The organism is Ancrocorticia sp. (genome assembly GCF_052089425.1).
Lineage (GTDB): Bacteria > Actinomycetota > Actinomycetes > Actinomycetales > Actinomycetaceae > Ancrocorticia.
This window is the reverse complement of the sequence record NZ_JBQCZW010000033.1, coordinates 6,703-24,128: the sequence shown is the minus strand read 5'-3', so window position 1 is coordinate 24,128 and position 17,426 is coordinate 6,703. Positions and strand designations below refer to the sequence as shown.

Sequence of the window (17,426 nt, the reverse complement as noted above, 5' to 3'; positions counted from 1 at the left end):
CCCCCACCACCAAACACAAACCACAACCCCATGACCCCCATCACACACCCACAAACACCAACCACACCAACAAAAACAGCCCCCTCGAACGGCATCAACACGAGGAAAACCCTCTACTGGACCACCCTATTGCAGCATGGCCCAGACCACACCCGAGGCCACGATCACCGCAGAAAGAGAGGGAGGTCACCGGCAGGGTATCCCTGCACAAGATTCGCAACTACTCAACAGTGCTCCGCCAACTAAGCGCCCCCTCTGAGACCTAAGCTCACAATGGACCACTTGCTGCGGCTGGAGACAAGGTATAACAGGTCAACAAGCGCCATAAGTGGTCACCAGGCGCTATACGTGTGGTTCAGATGCCGTCCCAGAACGGCGACGCGAGGGCAGAGATGCCCGAGGGGCAACAGCTCAAGGAAATAGGCCAGCCCCAATGCAAAGAAGGCCGCCCACCACCAACGTTGAGCAAGAGCTCATCGTTGGCCATGGGCGGCCCATGCCACCAGCACCACAGCGCCACTAAGGGCGCCGCGACTTCACGGCAGCTGCGTCACTGCACGTTAGGCAGCAACTACTTCGATTGTCAGGTTCGCGGAAACATCGGTGTGAAGCTTCGCGGTGGCCTTGTAGGTGCCAACAGACTTGATGGCCGTGGCAACATTGATGGCGCGGTGGTCAACGGACTTGCCGGTGGCCTCAGATGCGGCCGAAGCGATGTCCTTGGAGGTCACGGCGCCGAAGAGACGGCCGTTCTCACCGGCGGTCTTGGTCACGGTAACGGCCTGAGCTTCGAGAGCATCGCGCAGAGCGTTGGCGTCCTCGAGGGAATCGATGGCGCGCTTGCGGCGGGACTCGTTGATCTGGTCAACCTGCTTCTGGCCACCCTTGGTCCAAGCGGTGGCGTAGCCGCGAGGGATGAGGAAGTTGCGGCCGTAGCCGTCCTTGACCTCAACAACTTCGCCTGCTTCACCGAGGCCGGACACATCGTGCGTCAGGATGAGCTTCATAGAATTACTCCTCCTTAACGAGCAGAGCTCGAGTACGGCAACAGAGCCATTTCGCGGGCATTCTTGATTGCCTTGGCGATCCTGCGCTGTTCGCGGGTGCTAACACCGGTTACTCGCCGGGCGCGGATCTTGCCGCGATCGGAGATGAACTTCCGCAGGGTTGCGGTGTCCTTGTAATCGATGTTCTGGACTTTGGCCGACTTCAACGGGTTGGCCTTCTTCTTTGGCTTGCGAAGCACGGGCTTCGGCATAGTAGCTCCTTCAGGTGTGCGGCGTGAGCCGCAAAAAGTCGATATAAGTGTGTGTTCAGTTGCGGCGCTAGCCCGCCTGTTACTACCGCGAACGTCCCGCCGGCAACGTCAGCACATTAGAACGGAGGGAGATCATCGAACGAGGAACCACCTTGGGGTGCCTGCTGCCAAGGATCATAGGAAGACCCGCCCTGAGGCGCATCGTATGAAACTCGGCCCTGGCCACCCTGCTGGGGCTGGCCACCACCTTGATTGCCGCCGCGGTTTTGCCCGCCACCGCCGCCGGAGACCTTCGTGACCTGTGCGCGCGCATAGCGCAGCGATGGGCCAACTTCGTCAACCTGCATCTCGATGGAGGTGCGCTGCTGACCGTTGTAATCGTAGCTACGTACGGTCAAACGGCCGGTGACAACAACCCGCATTCCCTTGGTGAGGGATTCAGCAACATTCTCACCATATTCGCGCCACACTGAGCAGCGGACGAACATGGGTTCGCCATCTTCCCACTGATCAGTTTGGCGGTTGCGAGTACGGGGAGTGGATGCCACGGTGAAGCTCGCGACAGGAGTTCCGGAGCTGACGTAACGCAGTTCCGGATCGGCGGTTAGGTTGCCAACGATTGTAATGATCGGTTCGCCTGCCATGATCTCTCCTTAGAGTTCTATTGCTGGCCTTAGGCCTCGACGCGCAGCAGCTTGGTCCGCAGAATCGCTTCGTTCAAGCTGAGTTGGCGATCGAGTTCCTTGGCGGTTTCCGGCGTGGACTTCATGTTCACCACGACGTATGTGCCTTCGGAATGCTTCTGAATGTCATAGGCAAGACGGCGCTTGCCCCAAATATCGACCTTCTCCAGCGAGCCACCTTCGTTAGGGACAACCTGAAGCAGCTTGTCAACGTAAACGCCTAGGTTGCGATCGTCGACGGTCGGATCGATGATGATCATCATCTCGTAATCACGCATGCTTTTCCCACCTCCTTTGGACTATACGGCCATGGGACTTCCATGACAGGAGGGTCAATGCGTGGCATGTTGAAGCATGTGGCCTCAAAACACCATCACATAACTTTAGCGGGCCGCACGCCAGCTCGCTACCAGAGTGTTGCACGTCTCTCCGATGGGCGCCCGAGCACCGTGACCAGAGTCCGGTTCCGAGCCGCGAGCTACCTCAGTTTTTCAGTGCTCCCGGTAGAACCGCACCCGCGTGGTGAGTGGGATGTGAACGACGACGACGAAATCCCACCTAGCCGCCACTTATCTGACCCGAATTGTCACCGCCCCCTCCGCCGGAAGCATTGTTCCCCTCATCGTCAGTCGGGTCGGGATCCTCTGGAGGCTCCGGATTATCCGTCGGCTCGGGCTCAGTGGTCGGCTCCGGCTCCGGATCTGTCGTCGGCTCCGGCTCAGGCTCTGGCTCTGGCTCGGGTTCAGGCTCAGGTACCGGCACCGGATTTACTGGTGGAGGCTCTGGCGCTGGCACGCCGGATGAAGCGGGGAGATCTGCGAACTCCTCGATATCCATGCCCTCGGTTGCCACTTGCATGTAGGCAAGCCACACGTCTGCAGGGTACGAGCCACCACCGATGCCGTACGGCGCAAGTGACCCGAAGGGCGTCAGGACCTCTTCGCCGCCGTCCTCGCCGATCTGGTACATGTCAACGGACGTCACCATCTGCGGGATGTACCCGATGAACCACGCGGACCAGGGTCCAGATGACGTGCCTGTCTTACCGGCAACGGGACGCCCCAGCTCCGAGGCTGTGGCACCAGTAGCACCGGGATCCGTCACGCCTTGAAGGGCGTAGTTGAGCGTATCGATATCATCTTCTTCGAATACTCGCTCGCCCTCATTCTCTCCGCTGTACACGAGTTCCCCATCGGCGTCATACACTTCCTTGACGATGTGGATGTCCTGCTGGACACCTCGATTAGCGAAGGTGCTGTAGGCCGTCAACATATCGATGGGATGGGGCGAAGCGGACCCGAGCACGTTGGTCAACGAATCATCAAGGCCCGGGGTTTCTTCCGGGATTCCCGCACGAATTGCAACGTCACGGGTAGCGGCCGGCCCCACAGCTTCATTGAGCTGGACGTACACCGTGTTCACGGAGTAGGCGGTGGCAGTAGCAAGGTTGATGCTCCCACGGCTTGAGCCATCGAAGTTCTGCACCTCGATCGATCCAAAGGACATCGGCGAATGCGAATCGTAGCGATCCCAGAGCGTGCCGCCCTGTTCCAGATGTGCCAGCAGAGCGAACGGCTTGAACGTGGAGCCAGCCTGTGCCCGGTCCTGCGTCACGCCGTTTCTCTCGCGTTCCCTGTAATCCTCGCCTGCGTACATGGCATAGATCGCACCGGTTCGCGGATCGGCAGAGGTCAGGGTCACGTAGTTGTTGTCCGGACGGTCATCAGCCAACGTGGCAACAGCATCCACTGCGGCTTGTTGCTTATCCTCATCGATCGTGGTGACGATCTTCAGGCCGCGGGTGTTGATCTCATCCTCAGTGAACTCGCCGGAGGCCACCAGTTCGTTCTTGGCAGCGGCAAGCAGATAGCCATCGGGGCCATCAAAGCCATCGGTGAGTTCGGAGCTGATGGTTTCAGGGAACTCTAGTTCATCGGCTTCTTCCTGAGTCAGGTAGCCCTCGGACACCATATTCCCCAGAACGCCTTCCCAACGGGATTCTGCGCGCTCAGGGTTGGACTCGGGATCCCACGCGGAGGGCGCAGGGATAATGCCGGCAAGCATGGCCGATTGGCTGACGTCTAGCTCGCTTGCGGGAATGCCGAAGTAGCGCTGCGCCGCCATCTCGATGCCATAGGCACCGCGCCCGAAGTAGATCGTGTTGAGGTAGTTTTGCAGAACCTCATCCTTGGACTGCTCGCGATCGATCTTCAGGGCAATGATTGCTTCCTGCAGTTTGCCGGCATAGCTCGTCGTCGTCCCTAAATAATAACGTTCCACGTACTGCTGGGTGAGCGTAGACCCTCCCTGCGTAGCCCCACCACGCGCGTTGTTAATGAACGCGCGTCCGAGGCCGCGCAAATCAATACCGTTGTTCGTGTAGAAGCTCTTATCCTCGGACGAAATCACGGCATGCCCAACGTAATCCGGTAAATCGGACAACGGAACCGGTTCGCGGTCAATATCGGCGAAACTTCCCATCTCCTTTTCCCCGTCTTCGTAATAGACGCGGGTGGACTGGGCCAGTGCCAACTCGTCCGGCTCCGGGATATCCGTTGCAACGTACAAAATGGCAAATGCCGCAACGCCAAGCCCCAGAACACCGAAAATGGAAGCCACAACAACGCGCCAGCTCGGAATCCAGCGATGAATCGGCCCTTTGCCATCGCGAGGATAGTTCCAGAACTTCTTCTTAGGCTTGGCGTTGGCGGCCTTATCCTTTTCGGACTTGCCCTTGGTGGACGCGGCCTTCTTGGGCTTCTTCGCCACGTGGGCGCCCCCGCCTTGCGAATGCTTGCCGCCGGCAGCGGATTTCTTACTCGTCATTACTTCTTCTCCGTCCGGCCTCGAAGGCTGCGAAGAGACAGGCTGCGCAACGTGCGCTGAATCTTCTTGCGTTCTTCTGAATCCTGAGCTGTGAAATCAATAAAGGTGTCGGATCCTGGCGTTTCTTTATCGTAGTATCCATCGGCTTCTTTCTTTCGGGCATCGCTTTCCGGAATCAAGAAGGCCTCCATCCAGCGAGTCTGCACGCTTGAGTCAATCAGCAAAGCCTTGGCAAACAATGTGAGCGGCACGGCCAGGATCGCTCCTAGCGGGCCCACGATGAACGTCCAAAACATGAGGGAAAGGAATGTGACGGTGGTGGATAGACCAACCGCATCGCCCGTGAACTTTGGCTGGAAAACACCCTGAATCACGGCGTTAAATGCCGAATAGGCAACGATCACCCACACGGCGGTAAGCCATCCTGAATCAAGGAGGCCAAGGAGTGCCGGAGGGATCACGCCCAGCACAAAGCCAACGTTCGGGATGTAGTTGGTGACAAACGAAAACAGGGCCCACGCGACGGGCAGGGGGACGTCTAGGAACATCAGAGCGCCCCAGTTGAACACCGCCACGATCAGACCAAACACGGTGGAGACCAGCCAGTACTGGCGCACGCGGCCTTCGAACCCGGACAGGGCCGCGTAGAGAACCGAATCGTGGCGCTCCACCACATGCGCGCGTTTCTCGAGTATCTGCGTATCAACCGTGATGAACAGAAGCGCGAGCGCCACCAACACGATGATGCCGCCGATCGAAGAAACCGAGTTCACCACGTTGGTCAGCGCACCAACGGCCTGCCCAAAATCGAGCTGACTGAGGAAATCGGAGGTCACTTGATCAAACCTGACGCCCTGGCCCTCGGCGAAGTCCATCACCTGCTGGATCAAGTTCTGGAAAGCCGGCGCATATCCGCGTACCAACTCTGGCAATCCCACCAGAGACCACACCATGAGGCCAACGATGGACAGCAACGTGGCAACCAAAGTAGTTATCGTCACCACGGCCGAAAGCCACGCCGGAACGCCCTTCTTGATCAGCCATCTGTGGATGGGGCGCACCGTCAGCACCAACGTCAAGGCGAAGAACGCGGGGGCCACAATGTCCTGAGCCTGCTTGACGCCCACCAAAGCGATCGTTCCCAGCGCGATGACCACCAGTATCTTGAGGCCTGCAGGGGCCTTGCTGGCTCCCGTGCTCACCTGAAGACGCGTGGCGTTCGGGGGTTCTCCGGCGGGGCGATCTCCCGTGGAGTGGTCGCCGGTGGAGTGATCTGCCGTGGAGTGATCTCCCGGCATTTGCCCGCCGGAGGAACCGCCGGCGGCATCTGACGAACTCTCTGAGCCAGGGCCGGCAGAAGGCTCTCGGAGTTTCCCAGAGCCGGCGGCATTCACGGGGTCAGTGGCAGAAGAATCTTCCTCGAGTGCACGGGGCGTGCCGGACGCGCCGGGGGTGCCGGAGATACTGGGGGTACCGGACGTGCCGAAAGTATCAGGCGTGCTGGCAGAGCCATCCGAACTCCGGGTGTGTGGTCCACCAACCTGATGGGCAGGCCCCGCACCGGATGATTCCGTATCGCGTGCCTGGGGCGCCTCTTCCGGCTTCGCAGCGGCACCCTTATCCACCGGTAAGGATTCCGAACGCGCGCCACGTTTACCGGACCGTGCCGCGCGCAGTGCTGCGATAGCGTCACGTCCGTGCCCAGAGTTTCCGGCCATGCCTTCTTCTTCCCTCGTACCTATTCCTTCATACCGCGCTACGGCTCTCATACGTGGCCGCAAGGCGTACGCCTCACGCACCTAGTGCTGCCCTCATCGAGAACCTTAAGCCCAAGTCTGCCGCAGATCACCCCGCCTGGGATGAGCTGCGCGATTGTTCCTTCCGCTAAGTGTGTCACGATAGAGGTGTTCTACCCATGGTCACGGACACACCGCGGCAACAAAAAGGATGACAGATATATCAGTTCGATATATCCTCAATACAACATGACCGTCTAAGGAAGCTCTCTTGCCTACCAGCACACCACGCTCTCAGGTACTCAACCTTGCGATTCTTGGCTATTTGTCCCAAGGACCGCAGCATGGCTATGCGTTGCGTAAAGCACTGAACCTTTCCTTGGGCACGTTCCGAACACTGAGCTATGGCTCGCTCTACCCCGCGCTGCGGCGGCTTGAAGCGGACGGACTAATCGAATCTCACGAGGATCCCAAGATCCCCGGCACGCGCCGCAAGCGCATTACCTACTCGATTTCGAGTACGGGCCACGAGTACCTCGATAACCAGCTGTCCTCTGCAGGCCCCTCAGATTGGGAGGACGGCACGTTCGATGTTCGGTTCACCATGTTTTCCTCAACGGATTCGGCCACTAGGCTACGAATCCTCGAGGGGAGGTACGCACGGATGCTTGAGCGCCGCGAGGCACTCACCCTGTGGGCGGACACCGCTGCCCGCCATGCCGATGCGTATGTCACCGAGCTTGCACAGCACGGCTTGGACCAAGTCAGTGCCGAGGTGCTTTGGCTGGAGCGCATGATCGAAAACGAGCGCGCCACAAACACTCCAAAAGCCTCGCGCACGCGCCGCCAGCCCAAGAAGGAAGCCCCAAAAGGCACCTCACAGGGCGCCCCGGCATCGGGCTACATGGTCAACACAGACCACCCGTGACCTCTTAAGGAGAACACATGAGCAAGATCCGCGTTGGAATCGTGGGGCTTGGCAACTGCGCCTCATCCCTTATTCAAGGGGTTGAGTATTACAAAGATGCAGATCCTGCCGCCACTGTCCCGGGACTCATGCACGTCCAGTTCGGCGATTATCACGTGAGCGATCTGGAATTCGTCACCGCCTTCGACGTTGATTCCAAGAAGGTGGGCGTGGACATCGCGGAGGCCATCACCGCCTCGGAGAACAACACGATCAAGCTGGCGGACGTTCCTCCCACCGGTGTATCCGTGGAACGTGGCCACACATTGGACGGGCTCGGCAAGTACTACAAAGAGCAGGTGGAGGAATCACCCGCAGCTCCGGTTGATGTTGTTCAGGTACTCAAGGATAAGAAGGTGGACGTCCTCGTCTCCTACCTTCCCGTCGGCTCCGAGCAGGCGGCCAAGTTCTACGCGCAGTGCGCGATAGATTCCAAGGTGGCGTTCGTCAATGCCATGCCCGTCTTCATCGGGTCCACCAAAGAATGGTCCGATAAGTTCGCCGCCGCTGGCGTTCCTGTGGTTGGGGACGATATCAAGTCCCAGATCGGGGCCACTATCACCCACCGCGTGCTGGCCAAACTGTTCGAGGATCGCGGCGTCACCTTGGACCGCACCTACCAGCTCAATGTTGGTGGAAACATGGACTTCAAGAACATGCTGGAGCGCGAGCGTCTCGAATCCAAGAAGATCTCCAAGACGAATGCTGTTCAGTCCAACCTTCATGAGAAGCTGGATCCGCACAACGTCCACATCGGCCCCTCCGATTTCGTGGCCTGGTTGGACGATCGCAAATGGGCATTCGTCCGCCTCGAGGGCCGCAACTTCGGCGATGCGCCCGTCTCGCTTGAATACAAGCTGGAGGTTTGGGATTCACCCAACTCCGCCGGCATCATCATCGATGCCGTGCGCGCCGCCAAGATCGGGCTGGACCGCGGAATCGGCGGCGAACTGCTTTCCGCGGCCTCCTACCTCATGAAGTCCCCGATGGAGCAGCGCGATGATGACACAGCGCGCGAGTCCGTTGAGGCCTTCATTCGAGGGGACATCGAGCGGTAGCTGCTGGCTTACGTGGTGGGGCGGTTTCGTCGTCGTTCGATATTATTGGGACGACGACGGCGAACCCCTCTCGCACGCACTCATCGCGCAACACGGCTTGGATCGATTAGCCCCCGATCAGGAAATCAAGCACATTCATGCCGCTGTCCGTTGCGGATGAATAGAGCTCCGCGTACCCGCAGTTCGTGCAAATAATCGTGATGAAACGCTTGTTCTGCACATCGAACAGCTTGGCTAAGTTGCCGCCGGTAGCTTGGAATTGATCAGTCCGATAATGCTGGTTGCCGCACTTCTCGCAAGCGTATTGCACTTTCTCCACGATCTGACCTTCCGCCCGATATCACTTGAGCATAAGGCTACTCCTGCCGGGGCGTTGACACCCGATGTTACGCGACCACCCGCGGCTGATCCCCCAAGCCCCGAACGAGGTGGCGATACCCAAGTGCCACGATCCATACGAACACGATGAGGCTAATTTGGACCGGGCGTGACCACCCGATATCCGGAAGGATGAAGATTGCGAGGCCAGCCGCCAGACATTCGGCCACGTTGAACAAGACGTCGTAGATGGAGAAGGCGCGCCCACGGTATGCATCGGCGGTGTCCGACTGGACGATCGTATCCACGGCGATTTTTGCGCCCTGCACCCCGATGCCAAAGATGAACATGCCGGCCGCGAATATAGCGGGCTGATGCGAGAATACGATGAAGAGTTGACCCAGAGTCCCGCTGATCAGGCACAGGACAACCCACTGGGACGGCGCCATTTTCTCGTGAGCAATCGGCGTGAGCACAACGGCAACACCGTGACCGGCCACCATCGCGCCCATGAGCGTGCCGAACGCCGCGATGCCGGCGTTGGCGTTGAGCGGGTCCACCAGCAAGTTCCGCCCGGCAAGGATGATCGTGATGAGCTGCATGCCATACACGAAGCGGTGCAGGGCCATGGTGGAAAGAGCCAGCCCAGGAGTGCCACGCTTGGCGAGGTAGCGCACGGCGTCAACCAAATCCATGGCCGCCTGCTTCACCTGTGCCCCAAGAGAGGAGCCGCTATCGGGTGCTTCAGGCCCGAGCTCATCTTTACCCAACATCCGGGCAACGGCGGAGGCACCAAGGTAGAGCAAGCAGGCAACCACAAGGGAAGCCAGCTGCTGCGAAGCACCTTCGGGGAGCAAGAGGCGGAGTAAGAAGCCGAAGATGGCGCCAACAGCAGTGGCCACCCCACCCAGAGTGGGAACAACCGAGTTCGCCATGAGAAGGCGCTCCTTCGATCCCACCACCATGGGCAGGCCGGCGGACAGTCCAGCCAGCATGAACCGGGAGAGCCCAAGAATCACCAGCGCAAGCGTGTAGATCACCGGGCCGTCGCCGTACAGCTGATCGGCCGCCACTGCCAGAAGAACAAGCCCTGCACGAATCAGATTCCCGTACAGCAATACTTGCCTGCGCCGCCAGCGATCAAGGAATGGCCCGGTGAACGGGCCAACGATTGAGAATGGCAGCAGCATGACCACTAAGGCCGCGGCAACGCCCGCCGCATCCGTCATCGCCTCGGGGCGGAAGAAGAAGAGTGAGGCAAGCCCGGCCTGAAACATGCCGTCTCCGCATTGGGACACGAGGCGCACACCAATGAGCTTACGGAATCCGGAATTCTGGGCGAGGACCTTGAGGTCATTGAGTAGCCTCACTTCACCCTGCCCTCCCACCAGGCTTTCAAGCGTTCAACGGCCTCGTCGTGATCCATTGGCCCTTCGTCTAGGCGAAGTTCCAGCATGTAGGTGCGTGCCTCCCCAACCTCGCGGCCGGGCTTCAGCCCCAAGATCTCCATGATCTCCGCGCCGTCCAGATCGGGGCGAATGGCATCGAGTTCCTCTTGTTCGGCGATCTCCACGATTCGGCGCGCCAGCTCATCATTGGCCGCCTGGAGTTGGTGTACCTTACGGCGATTTTGCGAGGTAATATCCGCGCGAATCAGGCGAAGCAGCCGCCCCAACAGAGGCCCAGCATCCCGCACCAAGCGCCGCACGGCAGAATCAGTCCAGCTGTTCTCCCCGAAGCCGAAGGCACGCAGATGCATTTCTACGAGGCGCGCCACATCCTTTTGTGTCTGCTTATCGAAGCGCATGGCACGCATCCGCTTGGCGGCCATCCTCGCCCCAATCACGTCATGCGCCCTGAAGGTCACGGATCCGTCCTTCTCAAAGCGCCGCGTCGCTGGCTTGCCGATATCGTGGAACAGTGCCGCAAGCCGCAGCACAAGGTCCGGGCTTTCGAGCGCTCCCCCGAGCGCCTTATCGTCCGTACCTTCGCCTTCCAGCGCGATGGCCTGATCCAGCACGGTCAGGGTGTGCTCATACACGTCCTTATGGCGGTGGTGCTCATCCACGGTGTCCTTGAGCGTTGAAACTTCGGGGATCACCACGTCAGCAACCCCGGTGTACACCATGAGTTCAATGCCGCGCCGAGGCGCCGCCGCCGTGATCAGCCGCTCAAACTCAGCGCGCACGCGTTCGGCGGAAACGATGGAGAGCCGCTCCGCCATTTCCTCCATGGCGTTCATCACATCTTCGCTCACATCAAAGCCCAGCTGACTGGTGAAGCGGGCCGCGCGCATGATCCGGAGGGGATCGTCATCGAAGGATTGGCGCGCGGTGGCCGGCGTTTGGAGCACGCCATCCACCAGATCCTCCAGCCCCCCGCACGGGTCCACGAGTACCTTCGCGGGGAGCCGCAGCGCCATGGCGTTGACAGTGAAATCGCGCCGCGTCAGGTCACCTTCTAGAGAATCCCCGTAATCTACCTCGGGTTTGCGGGAGCCGATCTCGTAGGAATCCTGGCGGTAGGTGGTGATTTCCACGGTGAGGCCGTTCTTGTGTGCCCCGATCGTCCCGAAATCGCGCCCGATATCCCACACGGTCTTGCTCCATTTCCGAAGCAATTCTTCGGTCTGGGAAGGACGCGCCGATGTGGTCAAATCAAAGTCATGAATGGCAAGGCCTAGGAAGGCATCGCGAACTGGTCCACCCACTAGTGCCAATTCATGGCCAGCATCTGCGAAGATAGTGGCTAGATCATCAATGGCGTGTGGGAGTTTTGTAAAGGCTTGCTGGCCTTGGAACAGCAAGTGGGCCCGCCGATTCGTCTCTGCCATTGCCGCCCTTTGTACCTGTTCGTTGCCAAGATCTTGTTGTGACACCCTCTAAGGGTGCCACGATACAACCTATCTGGGCACGTGGACGGGCACCACAGTTACTACAGTGTGAACTATGTCGAGAAATGCTCCGTTGCCCTCGCCACTTGGCAGGCACCAGCCCTGGAGGCGCGCCGCTGCCGCCCATCAGGTTGCTGCTCGGCGCAATTCGTTGCCCGTTGTGAACGAAACAAGCGCCGGCGGCATCATTGTTTCCGTTCAGAACGGCCAAGCGTACGTTGCCGTTATCGCGCGGAGGAACCGCGGTGGCCGCCTCGAGTGGTGCCTGCCGAAGGGTCACCTTGAGGGAGTGGAAACGGCAGAGGAGGCAGCAATCCGCGAGATCTCTGAGGAGACCGGGATTACTGGCCGTGTTCTTCGCCACCTTTCTTCGATCGACTACTGGTTTTCCGGAACAGATCGCCGCGTACACAAAGTTGTCCACCATTTCCTGTTGGAAGCCCTCTATGGCACGCTAACCGTGGAGAATGATCCCGATCGTGAGGCGGAAAAGGTGGAGTGGGTACGCATTGATCGCGCATCGTCCCGCTTGGCCTACCCCAACGAGCGCCGGATCATCGCGCTTGCCCGTTCGATCCTCGCCGGGGATGAGTAGGGTGGGCCGGTCCTTCGCGGCTTTCGCGACGCTCCTGCTCCCGTTGGGTTCGCTGGGCGCCATAGTTGAGGAAAGCCACGCCACCGTAGTACACACGGTTATTTCGGACGACGACGGCGAAGCCTCCCCCACACAGTCCCCCGCGCCAACTCCTACTGGGCCACAGGCGACCGAACCGGAGGCCACAATTACCTCAGTTGGCGAATCCACGATGGACCAAGGCGAGGATTTGCACGTTGATGTCTCTGTATCCAACCCAAGTTCTGAACCGCTGGACATTAACTCCCTGTCCTTGTCCGGTCACTTCTCACCGATCATGTCTCGCACAGAACTCGTTAGATTCATGGAGGGTGGCGGTGGTGCCCTGAGCCCCCTATTCACGGATACCTCCGCCCAGAGCATCGCTCCGGGAGGGCAACGAACGCTCAGCATGACAGTGCCTGCTGAGCAGTTGCAGTGGAGTGGATCGTTCGATTCATGGGGGCCACGTGGCCTACAGGTGGAAGTCTTGCTGGGCGATGGCACGTGGCTCGCAGATCGCTCGATCGCAGTGGTGGCACCCGCTCCTGAGCTCATGCCTATGCCTGCTGCGGTGGCCATGCCCGTCACTCACACCGCCGAAGAACTGCTGGAGCCCTCGCTATCGGAGGACATCGCGAGCATATCTACCGAACCGGATGGCCCCGCAAGTACTCCAACACCAACGGCTACCCCAACCGATTCCGAGGAATCTGATGCGGCTGAATCCTCGCGAGCAAGCACATCCGTCAGTGAAATGAGCACGCCCGGCGTATCGCTGTTTGTGGACCCGGCTCTCGCGCATGGTGACGATTCTCTAGCCACATCACTCAGCGATTTCGAGGGCACGGCAGATACCGAAGTGTTCCTCACGCCTATCTACGATGCTGATACCACGGCACTCACCCACGCTGGCGCCGAAGAAATGATCCAACAGGCCTATTCCAGTTCAGAGGCATTGGCGGAAGAACTCGAAATGTCTGCTGATACCGATGTGGCCTTCGTATCGGGAAAAACTGACCAGAACACCATGAACGCGTTGGATGAAGCGGGTGTGGAAGGTGTTCTCCTTTCGGACCAAACCATTCCACAAACCGGATTTAGCTACGCCACGGCCTCCGCCCGCACGTCCATTCAGGCCGGCGATGTCCAGATGCCCGGGCTTGCTGTCGATTCGCTGGTGTCCTCTGCGTTGGCCGGGCAGATTGGTGAGGGCGAAGAGAGTGCGGAACTCAGTGCGCTCGATTCTCAGCAAATGGTCCTTGGCCTATCTGCACTCACGTATCGCGAGCGCCCGAACGATCCACGGGCGATGGTGCTGGCCATTGACCGAGCTGGCCTCACGGAGTTTGGCGGCGATCCAGCTGCCCCCTCTCCCAGTAGTTCCTTGACCGACGAAGACATCTCGGGCACGATCGAGGCGCTCATGGAGGCCTCTTGGGTTGATCCCCACACGGTCTCAGACTTGCTTGCATTGGAGCCGTCCGTTGCTGAACGCGAAGCGCTCCCCGAAAAGGAAGCCAATCCTGGAGAAATCACCGAGGCCCAGATCGATCAGCTGAGTCAAGCACAGAAAAACATCGGCTGGTACGCCAACGTATCCGAGGATCCTAGCCTCATCGCGGATCCCACCCAAGCCACGGTCCAGAAGGCATTCGCCACCTGCTTGCGTGGGCAAAACTCGGTGCGTCAGGAGCTCATCGGATCGCTGGAGAACCTCAGCTCTCAATTCTCTGACTCGTTGAACGTCCAGCCTTCCTCAACCATCAACGTCATTTCGGAGGCCACCGAGCTACCGCTCCACGTACGCAATGATCTTCCGCTATCCGCGGGGGTTGTTATTCAGATCAACAGCCATGACAATCGGCTTGTCCCCAAGCAAGATGTTGCCGTATCGCTGCCTGCCGAAGGTACGAGCGATGTTGCCGTTCCGGTTGAAGCTCGCGGATCGGGAAATGTTCAGGTAGAAGTCCGGATTCTCGATCCTGCCGGCAACGTCATTGGCCCGTCCCAAACCGTTCAAATTCGAGTGCGAGCGGATTGGGAGAACGTTGGCACGCTGGTGATCGCCGTTGGCCTAGCAGGCATTTTCTCCTTTGGCATCGTTCGATCTCTGCGGCGGGGCCGTCAACATGCCCCGGTTGACCCCAAGGAATTCTCTCAGGATCAGCGCGCCACGCGGCGGGCCGCATGGAGGCACGGCAAGTAGGCAAAGGATCTCTGCCGCGGCCACGTTCGCAGACGTCCAGCCGCTCCCATACGTCAACTCAGCGCCCGAAGAATCGGTGAGTAGCCGTGTCTTTCATTACGCCTCGTGTCACGTCACCTACTTTGCCGCAACCTACCGCTAGAATGGCGCGTGTGTAGGTATTCTGCGTCATTGGTATGCCCTGACTACCCGCAGTTCTTGGAGGACGTACAGTGAATCATATTGTAGAGCCGGGTCAGTTTCTTTCTGGCCGCTATCAGTTGACCGAACTATGCCCTGAGCAGCCTAGCCAGGACAGCGTAGAACTCTGGTCCGCAACGGACACGCTCTTGGGCAAGCCGGTTCGGATTCTCGCTCTGGATCCTCGTTCTCCCCTGAAACAGTCAACGCTCGATGCCGCACGCCGGTCCGCACTGGTGGATAACGCAAACCTAGTTCGCGTGCTGTCCGTTGGCGATTCCCCCGAATCTGCCTTTGTCACGCTAGAGCTCCCCGCAGGTAAGCAGCTGTCCAGTTACCTAGAAACACCGCTGAACGGCGAACAAGCGTGGAGCATTCTCGGCACACTGTCTCAGGTGCTCGCAGCCGCTCAGGAACGCGGCTTGCGCCACTATCAGATCACCCCTGACCGCATCTGGGTGTCCCCAACGGGCTCGATCGCGCTGGACGGTGTAGGCATCTCTGCAGCTCTTGCAGGTACTCCTGCCAGCGAAGTTCCTAGCGCTCGTGCCGATCGCTTGGAATCGCGCCAACTCTTGGGATTCACTGCCGGACTTCTCACCGGAGAATTCCCTACCACGAGCGATGGCGTTGATCCCGCGATCGATAAGGCCCTATCCACGCCAGATTTGCCTGAGCCTCTGCGGACCACACTGAATCGCGAACGCGATGGACAGGGCGCTACAAGCCCCAGTGCAATCGTGCGCGAGTTGGGTACGTGGCCGCCCGTCAAACTCTCGCTCCCTACGCCAGAGCCACCTACATCGCCAAGCCCTGCACCCGCAGCTTCACCGCGCAGAAAATCAGCTTTTGGTGGGGAGCGGTTCTTCTCTCCGAGGCGTGAGGATCAGGCCCCCTCCGTTGAGAAGTTTCCGAAGATCACTGCACCGCTTGGTGGGGACGGCATGAGTGCCTCCCCTGCCGAATCTCTGAGCGATCAGCCAGATTCCGCCTCTCCGGCGCCCATCAGCCGGTGGGGAGGGCCGAAGCCTACACCTGCCAGCACACCGTCTGCAGAATCACCGTCTGCAGGCGTGACATCCGCAGATACCACTGCCTCTGATGAGCCAGCTTCGGGACCAGATGAGCTCCCCGCAGAAGCCGTCTCCTCACGTGCTGAATCGTCGAGCTCTGCGGAAGCGTCATCTGCAACCGCCGAACCTCCCGCACACGATGTCCCATCTACGGGCGCCACAGCTGTGTTCAAGAAGATCGTTGACCCGGAGGAATCAGATGGCCCCGCCGATGATCACTTCGTTAAGGCCGCCAGCGTGGGCTTTGCCGCGGGAATGGCATCCGAGCGTGAAGCGGTGCACGTCGGGACCGAACAGGAGCCTGAGCAACAGGATTCCGGGGCACCCGTAGGTGCCACTGACAATTCTGCTGATGATGCTGCGGACCGTGCTTCTACCGAATCTGAAGCCACATCCGGCTCGAGTGCACCCGAGGCGGGTGTGGTTGACTCCGAACTTGGCATTCCAGCTCAGGAACCACTCGGACTCACCCCGGATTGGGTCAAGCCAGAAGAGTTTGCCGGCGAATCGGCACCTACTCCGGCGCCGGCAATAGCTGATTCACTATCCGATTCACCAGTTGATTCACCGGCCGAAGCAGCTAGCGAAAATGAGGTGGGTGATTCACCAGCTACACACGGTGAGTCTCCGTCCGAGCCAGCTAGTGACAATCAGACAGACGATTCGCTAACTAGCGGTGAGTCTCCAGCCGAGCCGCCGCACGAAACTGAGGTCATTGCGGCAGCCGGAACTCACGTCCTTTCCTCCGGTGCAAGCACATCCGGTGGAGGCACATCCAGCGCAGGAAAATCGGGCGGAGCAGCAACTCCTGCCGAAGCTCCCTACACCCCGGATCGGCCTGTCACCCCGGCCCATCCGGCCGCTGCCGCAGCCGTTCCGCCACAGCCTCCTGCTGAAGCAACGAACAGCCGGACTGGCGGAAGTGATGGAGACGGTGGCAACGGCGGTGAGCGCCAGTACAACCCATCCAAAGTTTTCACCATTGGCACAGCGATCATCGTAGCGATCGCGTTCATCTGGGCTGCGGTGACACTGTTCCGTCCAACCACAGATCCTGATACATCACGGCCTACGGCTACCCCAACGGTCACAGCAGCTCCCACAGGGGAGCCCGAGCCTGAACCCACGGAGACTCCAGAACCCGAGCCAACTGAGGATTATCCAGCCCCAGAGATCAGCAATGTGACGCTTCTGAATCCCGAAGCTGCCGCGCTCGATCCCTCGAATGTGGGCGAGCAGGATTCCCCGTCTACCGTGGGCAACACCTTTGACGGGAATAGTGGAACCCTCTGGCGTTCATGGTGGTATTCGAATCCGGACTTCGTTGGTAAGAGTGGGCTGGGCCTTGAAGTGACCTTGGCCGAGGAAACTCAGGTCTCAGAAGTCAACCTAGCCGTCAGTGGTGAGGGTGGAAATGTCCAGTGGCGCAGCACATCAGCCGATGCACCGAGCGAAGGTGACGTGTTGGCCGAAGGCTCCATGTCCAGTGACACCTCCCTTTCGGTCGATGACCCTGAGGTAACGAATACCATTGTCCTGTGGTTCAATCAGCTACCCACGGATGACGAAGGAAACTATCGGATTTCCATCTCCGAGATCACCGTGAACTAGC

The 17,426-nt window shown here is 59.5% G+C and carries 14 protein-coding genes; 5 read left to right on the top strand and 9 right to left on the bottom strand.

Translation table 11 applies throughout. The annotated features are described in order from the left end of the window. Positions 1-560: 560 nt before the first annotated feature. From rplI to ACTHV6_RS09760, 6 genes are all read right to left on the bottom strand, one after another. A complete protein-coding gene (rplI, locus tag ACTHV6_RS09785; RefSeq protein WP_441387278.1) occupies positions 561-1,007 on the bottom strand; it encodes a 50S ribosomal protein L9 in 447 nt (148 codons plus the stop codon). A gap of 14 nt (positions 1,008-1,021) precedes the next feature. Next, complete coding sequence (gene rpsR, locus ACTHV6_RS09780) at positions 1,022-1,258, bottom strand: 30S ribosomal protein S18 (RefSeq protein ID WP_441387277.1); 237 nt, start codon at positions 1,256-1,258, stop codon at positions 1,022-1,024. Between the two features lie 116 nt (positions 1,259-1,374). Beyond that, positions 1,375-1,902, bottom strand: coding sequence for a single-stranded DNA-binding protein (locus ACTHV6_RS09775; RefSeq protein WP_441387276.1), 528 nt, complete (start codon positions 1,900-1,902; stop codon positions 1,375-1,377). A gap of 29 nt (positions 1,903-1,931) precedes the next feature. Then, positions 1,932-2,219: a 30S ribosomal protein S6 gene (rpsF, locus tag ACTHV6_RS09770; RefSeq protein WP_441387275.1), complete on the bottom strand. Its 288-nt coding sequence runs from the start codon at positions 2,217-2,219 to the stop codon at positions 1,932-1,934. Positions 2,220-2,499: 280 nt separating this feature from the next. Beyond that, positions 2,500-4,767, bottom strand: a complete 2,268-nt coding sequence (locus tag ACTHV6_RS09765; protein WP_441387274.1) for a transglycosylase domain-containing protein — start codon at positions 4,765-4,767, stop codon at positions 2,500-2,502. Then, complete coding sequence (locus tag ACTHV6_RS09760; RefSeq protein WP_441387272.1) at positions 4,767-6,485, bottom strand: AI-2E family transporter; 1,719 nt, start codon at positions 6,483-6,485, stop codon at positions 4,767-4,769. The genes ACTHV6_RS09765 and ACTHV6_RS09760 overlap by 1 nt, the downstream gene beginning before the upstream one ends. Positions 6,486-6,774: 289 nt before the next feature. Here ACTHV6_RS09760 and ACTHV6_RS09755 point away from each other — a divergent pair, with 289 nt between their 5' ends. Both ACTHV6_RS09755 and ACTHV6_RS09750 read left to right on the top strand, forming a co-directional pair. Continuing rightward, positions 6,775-7,431 (top strand): PadR family transcriptional regulator, encoded by a 657-nt coding sequence (locus tag ACTHV6_RS09755; protein WP_441387271.1) that lies wholly within the window; start codon positions 6,775-6,777, stop codon positions 7,429-7,431. A 17-nt stretch (positions 7,432-7,448) separates the two neighbouring features. After that, positions 7,449-8,528 carry an inositol-3-phosphate synthase gene (locus ACTHV6_RS09750; protein WP_441387270.1) on the top strand — a complete coding sequence of 360 codons (1,080 nt, stop codon included), beginning with the start codon at positions 7,449-7,451 and terminating at the stop codon, positions 8,526-8,528. A gap of 106 nt (positions 8,529-8,634) precedes the next feature. Here ACTHV6_RS09750 and ACTHV6_RS09745 read toward each other — a convergent pair whose 3' ends face one another. From ACTHV6_RS09745 to ACTHV6_RS09735, 3 genes are all read right to left on the bottom strand, one after another. Next, complete coding sequence (locus tag ACTHV6_RS09745) at positions 8,635-8,847, bottom strand: zinc ribbon domain-containing protein (RefSeq protein ID WP_441387268.1); 213 nt, start codon at positions 8,845-8,847, stop codon at positions 8,635-8,637. Between the two features lie 67 nt (positions 8,848-8,914). After that, the gene (locus tag ACTHV6_RS09740; RefSeq protein ID WP_441387267.1) at positions 8,915-10,216 is read right to left on the bottom strand and encodes an MFS transporter; all 1,302 of its coding nucleotides are present in this window, start codon (positions 10,214-10,216) and stop codon (positions 8,915-8,917) included. Beyond that, positions 10,213-11,679, bottom strand: a complete 1,467-nt coding sequence (locus ACTHV6_RS09735; protein WP_441387265.1) for a CCA tRNA nucleotidyltransferase — start codon at positions 11,677-11,679, stop codon at positions 10,213-10,215. The genes ACTHV6_RS09740 and ACTHV6_RS09735 overlap by 4 nt, the downstream gene beginning before the upstream one ends. 133 nt (positions 11,680-11,812) lie before the next feature. On the opposite strand from ACTHV6_RS09735, the gene ACTHV6_RS09730 reads away from it, so the two are divergent. The 3 genes from ACTHV6_RS09730 (at position 11,813) to ACTHV6_RS09720 (ending at position 17,425) form a co-directional block, all read left to right on the top strand. Then, on the top strand, positions 11,813-12,334 hold the full coding sequence (locus ACTHV6_RS09730; RefSeq protein ID WP_441387280.1) for an NUDIX hydrolase: 522 nt from the start codon (positions 11,813-11,815) through the stop codon (positions 12,332-12,334). After that, the gene (locus ACTHV6_RS09725; RefSeq protein WP_441387264.1) at positions 12,327-14,561 is read left to right on the top strand and encodes a DUF6049 family protein; all 2,235 of its coding nucleotides are present in this window, start codon (positions 12,327-12,329) and stop codon (positions 14,559-14,561) included. The genes ACTHV6_RS09730 and ACTHV6_RS09725 overlap by 8 nt, the downstream gene beginning before the upstream one ends. A 212-nt stretch (positions 14,562-14,773) precedes the next feature. Further along, a complete protein-coding gene (locus ACTHV6_RS09720; RefSeq protein WP_441387263.1) occupies positions 14,774-17,425 on the top strand; it encodes a hypothetical protein in 2,652 nt (883 codons plus the stop codon). Position 17,426: the final 1 nt, after the last annotated feature.

Coding starts and splice junctions, on each gene's coding strand:
- rplI (WP_441387278.1), bottom strand. CDS start 1,007: ATGAAGCTCATCCTGACGCACGATGTGTCCGGCCTCGGTGAAGCAGGC.
- rpsR (WP_441387277.1), bottom strand. CDS start 1,258: ATGCCGAAGCCCGTGCTTCGCAAGCCAAAGAAGAAGGCCAACCCGTTG.
- ACTHV6_RS09775 (WP_441387276.1), bottom strand. CDS start 1,902: ATGGCAGGCGAACCGATCATTACAATCGTTGGCAACCTAACCGCCGAT.
- rpsF (WP_441387275.1), bottom strand. CDS start 2,219: ATGCGTGATTACGAGATGATGATCATCATCGATCCGACCGTCGACGAT.
- ACTHV6_RS09765 (WP_441387274.1), bottom strand. CDS start 4,767: ATGACGAGTAAGAAATCCGCTGCCGGCGGCAAGCATTCGCAAGGCGGG.
- ACTHV6_RS09760 (WP_441387272.1), bottom strand. CDS start 6,485: ATGGCCGGAAACTCTGGGCACGGACGTGACGCTATCGCAGCACTGCGC.
- ACTHV6_RS09750 (WP_441387270.1), top strand. CDS start 7,449: ATGAGCAAGATCCGCGTTGGAATCGTGGGGCTTGGCAACTGCGCCTCA.
- ACTHV6_RS09735 (WP_441387265.1), bottom strand. CDS start 11,679: ATGGCAGAGACGAATCGGCGGGCCCACTTGCTGTTCCAAGGCCAGCAA.
- ACTHV6_RS09725 (WP_441387264.1), top strand. CDS start 12,327: ATGAGTAGGGTGGGCCGGTCCTTCGCGGCTTTCGCGACGCTCCTGCTC.